Source organism: Pseudomonas sp. E6002 (assembly GCF_013385565.1).
Taxonomy (GTDB): domain Bacteria; phylum Pseudomonadota; class Gammaproteobacteria; order Pseudomonadales; family Pseudomonadaceae; genus Aquipseudomonas.
The window spans coordinates 1-15231 of sequence record NZ_JACAPT010000032.1; the positions used below are offsets into that span (position 1 = coordinate 1).

General features: G+C 63.2%; 15 protein-coding genes. 1 reads left to right on the plus strand and 14 read right to left on the minus strand.

Translation table 11 applies throughout. The features are described from left to right. Window positions 1–38: 38 nt before the first annotated feature. Window positions 39–845, minus strand: a complete 807-nt coding sequence (locus HX815_RS25120; protein ID WP_177029060.1) for a helix-turn-helix transcriptional regulator — start codon at window positions 843–845, stop codon at window positions 39–41. A gap of 115 nt (window positions 846–960) precedes the next feature. On the opposite strand from HX815_RS25120, the gene HX815_RS25125 reads away from it, so the two are divergent. Then, a complete protein-coding gene (locus HX815_RS25125; RefSeq protein WP_177029061.1) occupies window positions 961–1845 on the plus strand; it encodes an EamA family transporter in 885 nt (294 codons plus the stop codon). Here the strand turns inward: HX815_RS25125 and HX815_RS25130 are convergent. The 13 genes from HX815_RS25130 to HX815_RS25190 form a co-directional block, all read right to left on the minus strand. Next, entirely contained in the window at window positions 1823–2404 is a 582-nt protein-coding gene (locus HX815_RS25130; RefSeq protein WP_003219466.1) for a GNAT family N-acetyltransferase, read from the minus strand. The genes HX815_RS25125 and HX815_RS25130 overlap by 23 nt on opposite strands. Window positions 2405–2443: 39 nt before the next feature. Next, complete coding sequence (locus HX815_RS25135) at window positions 2444–2932, minus strand: Lrp/AsnC family transcriptional regulator (protein ID WP_003219468.1); 489 nt, start codon at window positions 2930–2932, stop codon at window positions 2444–2446. Window positions 2933–3071: 139 nt separating this feature from the next. Further along, complete coding sequence (locus HX815_RS25140; protein ID WP_177029062.1) at window positions 3072–4457, minus strand: aspartate aminotransferase family protein; 1386 nt, start codon at window positions 4455–4457, stop codon at window positions 3072–3074. After that, a complete protein-coding gene (locus HX815_RS25145; RefSeq protein WP_087693083.1) occupies window positions 4454–5941 on the minus strand; it encodes an NAD-dependent succinate-semialdehyde dehydrogenase in 1488 nt (495 codons plus the stop codon). The genes HX815_RS25140 and HX815_RS25145 overlap by 4 nt, the downstream gene beginning before the upstream one ends. A gap of 226 nt (window positions 5942–6167) precedes the next feature. After that, window positions 6168–7193 (minus strand): glycine betaine/L-proline ABC transporter substrate-binding protein ProX, encoded by a 1026-nt coding sequence (gene proX, locus HX815_RS25150; RefSeq protein WP_023842851.1) that lies wholly within the window; start codon window positions 7191–7193, stop codon window positions 6168–6170. Between the two features lie 71 nt (window positions 7194–7264). Then, window positions 7265–8161 carry a proline/glycine betaine ABC transporter permease gene (locus tag HX815_RS25155; protein WP_023658964.1) on the minus strand — a complete coding sequence of 299 codons (897 nt, stop codon included), beginning with the start codon at window positions 8159–8161 and terminating at the stop codon, window positions 7265–7267. Further along, on the minus strand, window positions 8154–9287 hold the full coding sequence (locus HX815_RS25160) for a glycine betaine/L-proline ABC transporter ATP-binding protein (RefSeq protein WP_003219477.1): 1134 nt from the start codon (window positions 9285–9287) through the stop codon (window positions 8154–8156). Before HX815_RS25160 ends, HX815_RS25155 begins: the two co-directional genes overlap by 8 nt. 242 nt (window positions 9288–9529) lie before the next feature. Further along, window positions 9530–9925, minus strand: a complete 396-nt coding sequence (locus HX815_RS25165; RefSeq protein WP_003219479.1) for a carboxymuconolactone decarboxylase family protein — start codon at window positions 9923–9925, stop codon at window positions 9530–9532. Continuing rightward, the gene (locus HX815_RS25170; protein WP_177029063.1) at window positions 9918–10730 is read right to left on the minus strand and encodes an alpha/beta fold hydrolase; all 813 of its coding nucleotides are present in this window, start codon (window positions 10728–10730) and stop codon (window positions 9918–9920) included. The genes HX815_RS25165 and HX815_RS25170 overlap by 8 nt, the downstream gene beginning before the upstream one ends. After that, complete coding sequence (locus HX815_RS25175; protein ID WP_003219483.1) at window positions 10730–11806, minus strand: LLM class flavin-dependent oxidoreductase; 1077 nt, start codon at window positions 11804–11806, stop codon at window positions 10730–10732. Before HX815_RS25175 ends, HX815_RS25170 begins: the two co-directional genes overlap by 1 nt. A gap of 18 nt (window positions 11807–11824) precedes the next feature. Next, window positions 11825–13336 carry an aldehyde dehydrogenase gene (locus HX815_RS25180; RefSeq protein ID WP_087693080.1) on the minus strand — a complete coding sequence of 504 codons (1512 nt, stop codon included), beginning with the start codon at window positions 13334–13336 and terminating at the stop codon, window positions 11825–11827. Window positions 13337–13358: 22 nt separating this feature from the next. Next, window positions 13359–14306: a flavin reductase family protein gene (locus HX815_RS25185; protein WP_003219486.1), complete on the minus strand. Its 948-nt coding sequence runs from the start codon at window positions 14304–14306 to the stop codon at window positions 13359–13361. Window positions 14307–14604: 298 nt separating this feature from the next. Next, on the minus strand, window positions 14605–15204 hold the full coding sequence (locus tag HX815_RS25190) for an amino acid synthesis family protein (protein WP_177029064.1): 600 nt from the start codon (window positions 15202–15204) through the stop codon (window positions 14605–14607). Between the last annotated feature and the right edge of the window lie 27 nt (window positions 15205–15231).

A 15231-nucleotide genomic window follows, 5' to 3' on the forward strand; every position in this document is an offset into this window, starting at 1 on the left:
TGAGCCGCTGTAAGAGCGGAATCCTAGGTGGTCGTTACCTAAATAACGGATATGTACCGCGACCCACCCCCCCGCAACTCCCTGGTGAAATAACGACTCGGCACCTCACCCAACACACGCTTGAAAACCGTCGCAAACGCACTCGGGCTGCTATACCCCAAATCCAGTGCCACCCTGGTCACCGGTTCCCCATTGCCCAGCCGCACAATCGCCGCCAGCAAACAGGCTTGCTGGCGCCATTGCAGGTAACTGATCCCCGTGGCCTGGCGGAACTGGCGGGTAAAAGTCCGGCGGCTCATACCCGCGCCGAGGGCCATGGCATCAATGCCGATTTCCAACGAAGGCCCAGCCAGAAACTCTTCGCAGGCCTTCGCCAATCGAGGCTCGGCCGGCAACGGCGCACACAGCGGCAGCACCGGCATCCGGGCGATCTCGTGCAGCAGCAAGCCCATCAAATAGCTGTCGCGGCCACCCATCGCGTAACGCGCAGGTACCTCGACGGCCTTCTCCAGCAACTGCCCGAGCAGCGGCGACACGTCCAGCACCTGGCACGCTTGCGGCAACTCCAGCCGCCGCGCCGCCTGCGGGCGAATGTAGGTGTTGAGCATCGTCACCGGCCCGCGCATCAGCATGGCGTGGGACACATGCGGCGGCACCCAGATCGCGCGGCGAGGCGGCACCACCCAGTTACCGGTGGCGCTGTAGACGGTAATGACACCCTGGCTGGCATAGGCCAACTGGCCTCGCGGGTGCGCGTGGGCGGGGAACAGTTCGCCGTCGGCATAGTCGATGGCGGTCACGACCACGTCGCGCGGGGTGTTTTCGTAGGGATGAATATCGGGCATGGCCTGATTCTAGCCTTTGTTGACCCACAATCGCAGGCGGGCCATCGCGGTTTACGAAAAAATCTATCGGATGCACGGCCTCCTGTCGTGCCACCGAGTCAATGGACCCGTCACGATGAAGCAAAAACACCTGTTACTGGCCGTCCTGGTGACGGCTGTGTGGGGACTCAATTTCCCCATTACCAAACTCGGCCTGGCCGAGATCAACCCGCTGTTGCTGACGGCCCTGCGGTTCACCCTGGCGGCGTTGCCCTGGGTGTTTCTGGTGCGCCGGCCCCAGGTCGCGGTGAAGTGGCTGGCGGCCTATGGCTTGATATTCGGGGTGGCGATGTGGGCCTTGATCAACCTCGGGATCGCCATGGGCGTGCCGCCCGGCAGCGCGTCGTTGCTGATCCAGTTCAGCGCATTTTTCACCATGGGCTGGGGCGTGCTGCTGTTTCGTGAAAGCCTGTCCGTGCCGCAATTGATCAGCGTGGCGCTGGCGGCCATGGGCCTGGTGGGCATGCTGTTGAGGGTGCAGGGCGCGGCCACGATGCTGGGGTTTGCCTTGGTGCTGTTCAGCGCGTTGGCCTGGAGCATCGGCAATATCATCATCAAGGTCTCCGGGGTGCGGGAGATCTTTGGGTTCGTGGTCTGGGCCAGCCTGTTTGCGCCGTTGCCGCTGGTGCTGTTGACGTGGCTGCTGGATGGCTCGCAAGCCTTTATCGCTTTGCCTGCTCAACTGAACGGCGTGGCGTTGTTCTCGCTGGCGTTTCAGGTGTATGGCGCGACGCACTTCTGTTACTGGGGCTGGAACTTGCTGTTGCGCGAGTACCCGGTTTCCCGGGTGGCGCCCCTGTCACTGCTGATCCCGGTGTTCGGCATCGTCAGTTCAATGCTGATCCTGGGTGAGCGCCCCGGGGTTTCGCAGTGGCAGGCCATGGGCTTGATCCTCTTGGCCCTGATCGTCGGCCTGAAGAAGGGGCGCCCGTTGTGGGTCAGGCAGGACGGTCACGCTTGAGCAGGCCATACAGCGCGCTGTCCGAGATCTCGTCGCCGACCACCCAGCGCTCGCGCAGCAAGCCTTCGCGGACGAAACCCAGGCGCTCAAGCAGCTTCGCGGAGCCCAGGTTGCGTGGGTCAATGTCGGCTTCAAGGCGGCGCAGCCCGGCGGTGTTGAACCCATGGTCGATCACGGCGCGGGCGGCTTCGCTCATGTAGCCCTTGCCCCAATGCTGGCGGCCCAGGGTAAAGCCGATTTCAGCGCGGCGGCATTGCTCGTCGACATTGAACAGGTCGCAACTGCCGATCACCTCGCCGGTGGCCAGCAACTCCACCATGCACACCAGGTCTTCACCGGCAATCGATGCCTCCATCAATTGGCCGAAGCGTTCAACGGCTTGCTCGGCGCGGGTCATGGTGGGAAAGGAAAAGTAGCGCATGGCCTCGGGGTCGGACCAAATGGCAAACAGCGCGCGCCAGTCATCCTGATGGGGAGGGCGCAGGCCCAGGCGTTCGGTGGTGAGAAGTACGGGGGCGAAAAAGGGCAGGGTCATCATGTGCTCGTCCGTGAAGATCACGGGCGCAATCCTGCCGGGATTACCGGCGTTATACAAGCATCAGGAACAGGCCGTATCGTCCAGCGCCTGGGCCGGCAGCGCGCCGGTGGTCTTGATGGTTTTGGTGACGATATAGGTGAAGTAGCGCTCGATGGCCAGGTCTTCCATCAGCAGTTGATCGATGAAACGCTGGTACTGGTCGATGTCGGCTGCGCGGATCATTGCGATGTAGTCCACGCCGCCGCCGGTGGCGTAGCAGAACTCCACGTCGGGGGCGTCGCTCATGCGTTGTTCGAAGCGGCGCATGTCCTGGGCGGTGTGCCGGGCGAGGGTGATTTCCACCAGCAGTTGCTGACTCTTGAACACCTGATTCCAGTCGATCACCGCGCGGTAGCCCTTGACCAGGCCGGCACTTTCCAGCTTGCGCACGCGCTCCCAGGCGGGCGTTACCGAAAGGTTGATGGCCTCGGCCAGGCTCGATTTGGTGATGCGCCCGTCCTCGGAGAGGATACGCAGGATTTTCAGGTCGTAGCGGTCAAGCTTGTGCATCGGCAACGAACTCCAAAGGCGCACGGACCCTGTAGGAGCGAGCTTGCTCGCGATGAGCCTGAGGACGACGCGTTAATTCAGGATTAGCACGTTATCGTTCACGACCATCGCGAGCAAGCTTGCTCCTAAGGGAAACTCATCAGCCCAACACTTCCCCGGCCACCTGGTCGATCGCGCCTTTGGTGATGTCGACGATCAGGTCTGCCTCCGCCCTGGTCAAAATCAGCGGCGGCGCAAAGCCGAGGATGTCGCCGTGTGGCATGGCCCGGGCGATCATCCCGCGTTCCAGGCAGGCCGCCGAGACTTTGGGGCCGACCTTGAGCGCAGGATCAAACGGCGTGCGTTGCTCACGGTCGGCCATGAATTCCACGGCGGCGAGCAGGCCGTCGCCGCGTACTTCGCCCACCAGCGGGTGACCTTCGAGGGTTTCCCGCAGGCGACGGTTCAGGTACCCACCGACTTCGTCGGCGTTCGCCGTGAGGTTCTCCCGTTCCAGGATATCCAGGTTTGCCAGCGCCGCCGCGGCGCAGATCGGGTGCCCGGAGTAGGTCCAGCCGTGGCCCATGGCGCCTTCGTGGGTCGAGGCCTTTTCAATCACGTCCCACACCTTCTCACCGATGATCACCGCTGACAGCGGGGCATAGGCGCTGGTCAGGCCCTTGGCCGTGGTGATCAGGTCCGGGCGCATGCCGTAGCGCTGGCTGCCCATTTTCGAGCCCAGCCGGCCGAACGCGCAGACCACTTCGTCAGCGATCAACAACACATCGTACTTGTTCAGTACCGCCTGGATCGCCGCCCAGTAACCGGCCGGGGGCACCACGATGCCACCGGTGCCCATTACCGGTTCGCCAATGAACGCCGCGACCGTGTCCGGGCCTTCGGCGAGGATCATTTTTTCCAGCTCATCGGCGCAGTGACGCACGAACGCAGCCTCGTCCATGCCCGCCGGTGCCTTGCGGTACCAGTGCGGGCAAATGGTGTGCTGGATGCCTTTTTCCGGCAGGTCGAAATGCTGATGGAAGGCGGCGAGGCCCGTGAGGCTGCCGGTCATGATGCCTGAGCCGTGATAGCCGCGATCGCGGGAGATGATTTTCTTCTTCTGCGGACGGCCCAGTACGTTGTTGTAGTAACGCACCAGCTTGATCTGGGTTTCGTTGGCGTCTGAGCCGGACAGGCCGTAGTAGACCTTTTTCATGCCTTCGGGCGCCCAGTCCATGATGCGGCTCGACAGCTCGATGATTGCCTCGGTCGAGTGACCGACATAGGTGTGGTAGTAGGCCAGCTCCTTGGCTTGCTTGTAGATGGCGTCGGCAACTTCGGTGCGGCCATAGCCGATGTTCACACAGTACAGGCCGGCAAACGCATCGATGAATTCGCGGCCTTCCTGGTCGCGAATGCGGATGCCCGAGGCGCTCTTGATGATGCGGCCCTTGAGTGCGCCGCTGGCGTGATCATGGGCGTGGGTGGACGGGTGCATGAAGTGCGCGCGGTCTTGTTCGAACAGGCTGTTGAATGCTTGGCTCATGGTTGCTCTCCTTGGAATTGGCCTTGGTGATGCAGGCAAAAGTATTTGGTTTCGACAAAGGCTTCGAAGCCCTCGGCGGCGCCTTCACGGCCCAGGCCCGAGGCTTTCATGCCGCCGAAGGGAATCGGGTGACCGGTGAATTTCACCCCGTTGACCGCGATCATGGCGTGGTCGAGGCGGCGGATCAGCGGGTAGATCAGGTCCAGGCGGTTGGAACAAATGTAGGCGGCCAGGCCGTACTCGGTGTCGTTGGCCATTTCGATGGCCTGGTCAATCGAGTCGAACGGCAGCACCCCGGCAATCGGCGCGAAGTTTTCTTCGCGGTAGATGCGCATTTGTGGGGTCACGTCGGCGAGTACCGTTGGCTGGTAAAACAGCCCGCCCAGGGCGTGGCCTTCGCAGCCCACCAGGCGTTGCGCGCCCAGCTCCAGGGCGTCGGCCACGCGTTCGGCGGTGACGTCGAAGGCGGCCTGGTGCATCAACGGGCCGATGTCGACGCTTTGCTCTTGCCCGTCGACCAATGCCGGGCCGACCCGCAACTCACGCACGGCGGCAGCGAAGCGGCTGAGGAATTCGGAGTAGATCGAACGGTCGACCATGATCCGGTTGGCCGCGCAGCAGTCCTGGCCGGAGGTCTGGAACTTGGCCTCGACCGCGACTCTCACTGCCAGCTCAAGGTTGGCGTCGGCGCAGACAATAAATGGCGCATTGCCGCCCAGTTCCAGCGAGACCTTCTTCACGTCCTGGGCCGCCGCCTGCAGTACCAGCTTGCCGACCCGGGTCGAGCCGGTGAAGCTTACCGAGCGCACGCGGGTGTCCTGCACCAGGGTTTGCATGGCCATCTGTGGCTCGCCCAGCACCACGTTGAACACGCCCGGCGGGAAGCCGGCTTCTTCGGCCAGTTGCGCGAGGGCCAACGCCGAGTAGGGCGTTTCATGGGCCGGCTTGACCACCACCGTGCAACCGGCGGCGAGGGCGGCGGCGGCCTTGCGGGTGATCATGGCCGAGGGGAAGTTCCATGGGGTCAGCAGGGCGCAGACGCCTACGGGTTCCTTGACTGTGCCCAGGTGCGCACCGGGGATGTGGCTGGGGATATTCTGGCCGTACAGGCGGCGGGCTTCTTCGGCGAACCACGGGATGAAGCTTGCGGCATAGGCGATTTCGCCGCGGGCTTCGGCCAGCGGTTTGCCTTGTTCCTGGCTGAGGATGCGGGCGAGGTCCTCCTGGTGTTCGAGGATCAGTGCCGCCCAGCGCCGCAGGATCGTGGCGCGGGCATCGAGGTTCTGTTCACGCCAGGCGGAAAACGCGCGGTGGGCGGCGTCGATTGCGGCGACAATTTGCGGTTTTTCCAGCATCGGCACGTGGCCGATCAACTGTTGGTTCGCCGGGTCATGTACGGCGATGGTGCTGGCACTGGCGCTGTGGACCCAATGGCCGTCGACGTAGCACAGGGCTTTGAACAGCAGCGGGTGTTTGTAGGTCATCGGGGTCACTCCGGATGGGCTGAGTGGGTGCAATGCTAGGGCAGGGGCAGGCGCGGGATTGGTGGTTTGGTGGGGGTGGGGCAGTGGGTTTTTTCTGATTGCGCCCGCCAAAACAGTTATTTTTGCGGCGGGTGAAAATCGACTGTGGGAGCTGGCTTGCCTGCGATGGCGACGGTGAATTCAACATCGCTATCGCAGGCAAGCCAGCTCCCACATTGAATCGGTGCTACTTGGCGGTTTTTGCGGTGGCCACCCAGCCGTCAAACGTCGCTTTGTTTTCCTTCATCCAGTCCTCCGCCAGCTTGCGAATGTTGCGTTCGCTGGAGCCGTCGGCGCTGATGGTTTTTTCCCAATAACTCCAGGTTGCCTGGGAAAACGTCATCTGCTCCACCAACTTCTTGATCGCCGGATTCGCCGCGATGAATTGCTTGTTGCCAATCGCATACCAGTTCCACGCCGCCATCGCCATGCGGCATGGATCAGCCCCGCCGGCGCACCCGGCAACCCCGGGCGTCAGTGCCGAAGTGGTGCTCGGCACATTGCCCGGCAACGCATCAAACGGCGTCGGCAGCCACACCACGTCCTTGCCCGGCACCATGGTGTTGGTCATCCACGACGGTGCCCACGCATAGAAAAACACTGGCTCGCCACGTTTCAGCCGGGCGACGTTTTCGAACATCAGTGCTTCGTATTTGCCGCGTACCGGGTTAACCGTGTCCTTGAGACCGAACTTGTCGAGCTGGTAATCCACCACATCGCCACAGCCCCAGCCCGGATCACAACTGATCAGGTTGGCCTTGCCGTCCTTGCCGAACAGCCCGGCGATTTTCGGGTCCTTCATTTGTTCCAGGCTGGTGATGCCGTACGCGTCGGCGGTTTTCTTGTCGATCATGTAGCCGTTATAGCCCGCGCCCGTAATGAAGCCCGAGCCCACCACTTCGGTACGGTCCTTCACCTTGTCAAAGCTCGGTTGCAGCATCGGCAAGGTCACGTCCATCGACAGGTCCAGGTCGCCCTGGGCCGCGGCGGGGAAGAACAGGGTGGTGTTGACGGTGCTCAACTTGCTCGCGTAGCCCAGGCGCTTGGTGGCCTCGATCGCGATTTTGGTCAGTACGTAGTTGCCGCCGGTGCTTTCCGATTGCACGAAGCGGATGGTCTTGCCGGTGCCCGGCAAATCCTCGGCCCACACCTGCGTACTTGCCAGGTACAACACTGCTGCAAATCCAAGCAAGGCTTTGAATGGATGCATCATGATTTCCTCTTTTTTTTCTCGTTATGGTTAGGGTTGGCAGTCAACAACGGGCATTCATGAGGTTCTTTTTGTTATGCGTTTACCGGGTTCGGATTGAGCAGTCGCTTGAACAGCGACTTGCGCTTGCGCATGGTCGGTTGCGCCAGGTTCTGGGTGATCCGGTCGAGCATCATCGCCAGCAGCACAATGGCAATCCCGCCCACCGCCGCGCGGCCCACGTCCATCCGGCCCAGGCCTTGCAGCACCACCAGGCCGAGGCCTTCGGCGCCGATCATCGCCACCACCACCGACATCACCATGGCCGTGAGCACGGTCTGGTTGAGGCCGCCGAGGATCGTCGGGATCGCCAGGGGCAGCTGGATTTCCCAGAGCAATTGGCGCTTGTCCGCACCAAAGGCGTGGCCGGCTTCCACCAGTTCGGTGTCGACCATGCGGATGCCCAGGTAGGTAAAGCGAATCAGCGGCGGGCAGGCGGAGATCACCACCGCCACTTCACCCGACACCGTGCCGACGCCAAACAGCATCACCACCGGCACCAGGTACACGAAGGTCGGGGTGGTTTGCATGATGTCGAGGATCGGCCGCATCACGCCCCACACCCGCTCGCTGCGGGCGCACCAGATGCCCACCGGAATGCCCACCACCATGCAGATCACAATCGCCGTGGTGATCAGCGACAAGGTGGTCATGGCCTCGTCCCACACCCCCAACGCGGCGATCACCACCAGGGCCACGGCGCTGAACACCGCCACCCCCAGGCTCGCCGCACGGTAGGCGATCAGGAACATCAGCAACACCATGACCGGGAACGGGATCGCGTGGATCACCGTGTCACTCAGCCCCAGCAAATGCTCCACCGGCCAGCGAATCGCCTGGAACATTGGCCGCAGGTGAATCCCCAGCCACTCCACACCCTGGCTGATCCACTGGTCTACGGGTAAAACCGCGAGGTCTTCTGAACTAAGCATGCTGTGCAACCTCCGCAGCGGCAGGGCGCGGGGCCGGGACGCTGGCTATGCAATCAAGAATGTGCGCGCTGTTGAGGGTGCCGACGAACTGCCCGTCGCCATCCACCACCGCCACCGGCAAACCCGGTTTGAGCAGGCGCGCGGCTTCCACCAGCTTGGCGCTGGCCGGCACGCAAACGAACTGGCTCGACAGCCGTTGCAGTGCGTCGGCGCCGCCGCCCACGGCCAGCAGCGCTGCCGAGTCCAGCACGCCGACCGCCTTGCCGCTGGTGTTCAGTACGAATGCAGCCGTGCCGTCATTGCCCACCACCCGGGTGTCACCCTGCACCAGCAGCGTGTGGGCTTTTTCCATGATCGAGCGCGCATCGAACAGCCGCGAACGGTCCACCTCCCGGGTGAACGCCGCGACGTAATCGCTGCCCGGGTCCATCACGATTTCCTGGGGCGTGCCCTCGCGCACCACTTGGCCGTCGGCCATGATCGCGATGCGTGTGCCCAGCTTCAGGGCTTCCTGGAAGTCGTGGGTGATGAACAGGATGGTTTTTTTCAGGGTGCGTTGCAGGCGCAGCAACTCGTCCTGCATCTCGGTGCGGATCAATGGGTCGAGGGCACTGAAGGCCTCGTCCATGATCAGCACGTCGGCGTCGGTGGCCAGTGCGCGGGCCAGGCCGACGCGCTGGCGCATGCCGCCGGACAGCTCGTGGGGATGGTGGTCGGCCCACTTGGCCAGGCCGACAATCGCCAGTACTTCCAGGGCCCGCTTGCGCCGCTCGGCCGCCGACACACCGCGTAGCTTGAGGCCGAACTCGGTGTTCTCGATCACGGTTTTATTCGGCAGCAGCGCGAAGTGCTGGAACACCATGGAGATACGCGTGCGGCGCACTTCCCGCAGTTGGTTTTCGTCGAGGCTCACCAGGTCTTCGCCGTCCAGCAGGATCTTGCCCGCGGTCGGTTCATTCAGGCGGTTGATACAGCGCGCCAGGGTGGATTTGCCCGAGCCCGAGAGGCCCATGATCATGTAGATCGCCCCGCTGGGGATCGACAGCGATACGTTGTTGAGGCCGACCACGGTGGCGGTCTCGGCCAGGATCCGGTCTTTGCTGGCCCCGGCGGTCAAGAGCTGCATGGCCCTGTCCGGGGTTGAGGAAAAGACCTTGTAGAGGTTCTCAATCTTTAGTCGTTCGCTCACCAATTGCCTCCAATTGTTGTTTTGCAATCTGCGGAAAACTTCATCAATAGAAATTTTTGGGCTACTGGCAGTTAAAAATCTTCGAGCTAAGGCGACGCAAGGCGCAGTCGCAAAAATTTCTTGTTGTGGTGCCAAGGCACTTACAGCATGAGCGGTGTGGCGAGTGCAAGGGTTGGGCGTCAACCGGTCGTTGAATCCGATGGAGCCATGCTTTCCCGGGCTTTGCGGGCCACGCGAAACGCCTCGACACCCGCCGGCACGCCGCAGTACACCGCGATCTGCACCAGGGCGGCGCGCAGTTCGTCGTCGCTCAGTCCGTTGCGCAGGGCGCCGCAGAAATGCGTGCCGAATTCGTCCATGCGCCCCAGCGCCGCGAGCATTCCCAGGTTGAGCAGACTGCGTTGCTTGAGGTCCAGGCTGTCGTCGGTCCAGACCATGCCCCAGCAATACTCGTTGAGCACCGCCTGGAAGGGCCGGGAAAAGTCGTCGGCGCGGCCCAGGGCCTGGTCGACGTAGCTATCCCCGAGGACTTGGCGGCGAACGCTTTCGCCTTGGGCCTGCAGTGATTTATCCATGATGAGTCTCCGAGTCGGTTAGAAAGTCGCGTATCAGGGCGGCCACCTGTTGCGGCGCCTCGATCAGGATGCAATGGCGCAGCCCAGGCAGAATCCGCAGTTGCGAACCCTCGATGCGATCGTGCATGAACGCCGCCATCCGTGGGTTGGAGCCGGCGTCTTCGGCACCGGTGGCAATCAGCGTGGGGCAGCGGATCCGTGACAGCTGTTCGCCGAAATCCGACTCGGCCAGGATGCGATACGCCGCGGCATAACAGCCCGGGTCGTTGTCGGCATTCAGTTGGCGCAGACGGGTAACGGCCTCGGGATTGCGCGCCTGAAAATCCTCGGTCAGCCAACGCGACAGCGATGCCTCGTAGTGAGCCACCGGCTCCCCGGCCTGCAAGGCGGCGAGGCGCGCGTGTACCCGCTCGCGCTCCTCGGCGTTACGCCCGGCGACGGTCGACAGCAGCACCAACCGGTGAACCCGCGACGGATGAGTCAGGGCCATGCGCTGGGCGATCAGCCCGCCCAACGAGAACCCGGCCAGGTCGAACTGCTTGAAGCCCACGTGATCCGCCAGGGCCAGCGCCTCACCCACCAAATGATCAATCTCATAACGCCCGGGCGTGCGGGACGACTGGCCGTGGCCGCGCAGGTCGAAGGTCAGCACGGTGAATTGCTCCTGCAGACCCGCCACCGTTTCAGCCCACGCCTCAAGGCTGGAACCCACGCCATGGATGCACACCAGCGGGCGCGGTCCATGCCCGTCCAGGCGATAGTTGAGCGTGACGTTGGCCACGCTGAAACGTTGTGCCTGGCCCATCACGCGCTGACCTGGTTGCGTTGTCTGGCGCGTTCGCGCTCGGCGAAGAATGGCATCACTTCATCGATGAACAGGCGCAGGGTCTGCTTCTGCAGTTCGAACGGCAGGTTGAAGGTCAGGCCCAGGCAATACTGGTCGACACCGGCGGCTTCGTAGTCGAGCAGCTTTTCGATGATTTCTTCCGGGGTGCCGAACATCAAGTTGCGTCGCAGGTTTTCCGGGTTGTAGTTGTCTTTGCCGCGCACGCTTTCAAACGGCACCGGCTCGGGGAAACCGTTGTGCACGGTGCCGATGTTCTGCATCAGGTTCTCGAAGGCGCGGCCAAAATCCATGCTGTGCTTGACCGGCAGTTCCCAGTCGTTGGCGTTGGCGTACACGCAGGTGCGGCGCTGCATCATGAAGCGCGGGCGTGGCACGTGGGGGTTGTCGGCCACGGCCTTGTTGAATTTTTCGCCGAGCACCGCGATTTCGGCCGCCGGCAGCGAGAGCGGGGTGGACAGGATGTTGGCGCCAATGCTCACTGCCCAGTCGAAGGTGCCCGGGTCCCGTGCGGCGACCCAGATCGGCGGGTGGCCTTTTTGCAGCGGCTTCGGTACGGCGGCGGTCTGCGGGAATTTCCAGTAGTGGCCGTCGTGGGCGTAGTCGCCGGTCCAGAGCTTTTGCACCGCCGGCACCAGTTCCTTCATGTAGCCCACACCTTCCTGCTGTTGCAGGCCGGGGGTCATGCGGTCGAACTCGTACTGGTAGGAACCGCGGGCGATGCCGAATTCCAGGCGGCCGTGGGTCAGGTGATCACACAGCGCGGCTTCACCGGCAAGGCGGATCGGATGCCAATAGGCGGCAGCGAGGGTAGCGGTGCCCAGGCGGATACGCTCGGTGTGCTGGCCGAGCCAGGTCAGGGTCTGGAACGGGTTGGGCGCGATGGTGCATTCCAGGGTGTGGTGTTCGGAGGTCCACAGGGTTTCAAAGCCGCCGGCATCGGCGATCTTTGCCAGCTCCAGCAGGTTGGCCATGACGGTCTGCATCGGCACGTCTGGCGAGAAGCGTTCCATGCTCAGGGATACGGCGAATTTCATAAGATGCTCCTTGAATAATCAGCGCAGGCGAATGACGAAGGGGTCCTGCATTTCGCCGGAGTAATCGATGACCACGTTCTTGGCCCGGGAAAACTCGCGCATCACGTCAAAGCCGCCGCGACGGCCATATCCGCTGTGCTTGAAGCCGCCGTTGGCGGACATGTAGGCCGAGCTGCGGTAGGTGTTGATCCACACCGTGCCGGCGTCGATGCGGTTGGCAAAGCGCATCGCGCGGTCGATGTTCTGGGTCCAGATTCCGGACGCCAGGCCGTAGTGGGTATCGTTGGCCAGGCTGAGCATTTGCTCTTCGGTGGTGAAGGGCATCACACCCACTACCGGACCGAACAATTCGTCGCGCATGAACGGCATGTCGTTGGTGGCGTTGGCCATCACCGTGGGCTCGAAGTACCAGCCTTCGGACAGGTGCGCGGCGCTGGGGCGCTTGCCGCCGACGGCGATCTGCGCGCCTTGTTGGGCGCCGCTGGCGATGTAGCCTTCGAGCTTTTGCAGTTGGGCTTGCAGGGCCAGCGGGCCGATGTCGGTGTGTTCTTCCATCGGGTGGCCGACGCTGATCTGTTGGGTGCGGGCCACCAGGGCCTCGACGAACTTGTCGTAGATCGGCGCTTCGACAAAGCAGCGCGAACCGGCCACGCAACTTTGCCCGGCGGCGGCGAAGATCCCGGAGACCACGCCGTTCACGGCCTTCTCGATATCCACATCGGCAAACACCACGTGGGGCGATTTGCCGCCCAGTTCCATCTGGCACGGCACCAGGTTATTGGCGGCGTTGCCAGCGATACGCCGACCGGTTTCGGTGCTGCCGGTGAACACGTATTTGGCGATGTCGGGATGGCGGGTCAGGGCCTCGCCGGTGACGGCGCCGTTGCCGGTGACTACGTTGACCACACCCGCCGGGAAGCCGGCTTCGATGATCAGTTCGGCCAGCGCCAGTGTGGAGGCGCTGGCGTGTTCCGAGGGCTTGATCACCACCGTGTTGCCGATGGCCAGGCACGGTGCGAGGGTGCCGGTGAGCAGCATCAGCGGCGAGTTCCACGGGGTGATCATGCCGACCACGCCCAACGGCTCGCGGCTGCTGTAGTTGAGCTGGTTGAGCTTGTTGACCGGGATCACCTCGCCTTGCAGCTTGTCGGCCATGCCGGCGAAGTAAACGTAGGCATCGGGCAGGGCGCTCATTTGCGCGCGCATTTCCCGCAGCAGCTTGCCGTTGTCGCGGGTTTCCAGCAGCGCCAGTTCTTCGGCGTGCTCGGCCACCAGCTGGGCCAGGCGATACAACAATTTGCCGCGTGCGGTGGGTGTCATGTTGCGCCACTGCGGGTCGTTGAAGGTCTTGTGGGCGGAAGCGACGGCGCGGGCCACGTCGCCGGCATCGGCCTGGGCGAACTGGTACCAGGACTGGCCGGTGGTGGGGTCGAAACTGTCGACATAGCTGCCGCTGTCGGGAGCGACAAAGCGACCGTCGATAAACAGGTTGAGGCGGTTGCCCTCAAGGGCGCTGACCGTAGTTTTCATGCAAGAGTCCTGTAGGTGCGTGTCAAAGGGGCGCGTTTTCGAGCATCGCGATGCGGCCGCTGGCGGCAGAGCCGGTGTAGATGCCGAACTGCTGGTTCTGGCGCTCGCGGGCATAGCGGCGCACCACCGAGCGCAGTTCGTTGACCGGCATCTGCTCGATGGGCAACGCGTCCAGCGGGAAGAAGCGCAGGGTGTCGGGCAGCTCGGCGTCGAACGGGCCGAGCTGGGCGCGGTAGATCAGGTAGCCGGGGTCGGTGTCGTCGACATCGAACGCCGAGTACAGGAAGGTCGATTCCAGTTCCACCGGCAGCGAGCTGTCGCCGGCGTCGATAAAACCCTTGCGCTTGCCGGCCACCGGCAGCGTCCAGCCGCCCTGGCCATCGGCGCGAAACAGGATCGCGTCGCCGGCTTCGATCAGGTAGCCGATGATCATCTTGTGGGAGTCCAGCCAACTGGCCGGCAGCGGGTCCTGGATGTTCGCGTAGCGGCCCCGGCAGAAGCACAGCGGCAGCTTGGGGCTGGTGCCGAAGGCGCGGACCTGGCCGATCAGCACCAGGTGGTCGCCGGCTTCGATGCGCTGGTGCACGCTGCAGTCGAACCAGGTCAGGCTGTCGGTGAGGATCGGTGCGCCGGTGTGCACGGTGTCGTGGTTGACGGTGTGGAATTTGTCTGGCGACTTGGAGGCGAAGGTCCCGGAGACGTCCACCTGGCCTTCGTGCAACAGGTTCACGGCAAACTGTTCGGTGCTGGCAAACGCGGTGTAGCTGGCGGCCGACTTGCCCACGCACACCAGCAGCAGCGGCGGGTCGAGGGACACCGAGGTAAACGAATTGGCGGTCATGCCGCGCGGGTTGCCATCGGTGTCATGGGTGGTGATGACGGTGACGCCGGTGACGAAGGTGCCGAAGGCCTGGCGCAAGGCGCCCGGATCGACGGCTGCAACGTTGGCGCTGATCGCGGTGCTCGGCATCGGGGTACTCCTTTGTTCTTGTGGTGTGAAGCAAGCCTACGAGCAAGGGAAACCGTGGGCTTGCGTCGAAAAATGGTAGCGAAGACGAAAGTTTTGCTTCGTTTCGCAGTGCTCCGGCATTTCTGTGGCAAACATCAACGCTTTGGCGAGGGAGCTTGCTCCCGCAGGGCTGCGAAGCAGCCCCACAACGGCAACCGGGTTCTTTCAGGCGGACCATGGCGGGGCTCATGGGGCCGCTCCGCGACCCAGCGGGAGCAAGCTCCCTCGCCACAATTGAGCGTCGTTCTTCAGCCAGACGTCAGTCCTTGGGTTGTTCCGCTTCCATCTCGGCCATGTCCTGGTAGCGGTCGGCAATCCGTGGGTGGGCACGGGAGCCGTCGCTGGCGCCGATGGCGATCAGCACTTCGTCGGGGCCCGGGGCATCGGCGACCTGGAAGTTGGCGGTGAGAAAGTGCGAGCGCTTGCCGGTTTCGCTTTTGTGCACCATCGGCAGCGAAAGCAGGGCGCCCGGTGCATTGCGGGTGTTGGTGAAGCTCAAGTAGGCGGTGCCTTCCACGGCTTCGCGGAACATGTTGCCGAAGCGCAGGGTGTGGATCAGGCCCGAGGCGTGTTCGATTTCGCCGTTGACCCCGACAGCCGCCGCCTTGCCGAAGGCTTCGACCTTGCCCCCGGGCATCAGGGCGATCAGGCGACGGGTCATCTCATGGCCCAGGCCGGGGGCCAGGCGCAGGATTTCCGGACGCAGGTTTTCGACGAAGCCCTGGCCGGCCCAAGGGTTTTTCAACACGGCTGCCACCACGATCAGGGTGATCGGTTTGCCGGCGTCCTTGCCGCCTTCGATAAAGGTTTCTTCGATAAAGGTGCAGTACTTCCTGACGCCCAGATTTTCCAGATTCATGATCACTCGTCGCCCTTTTGGCTGTTG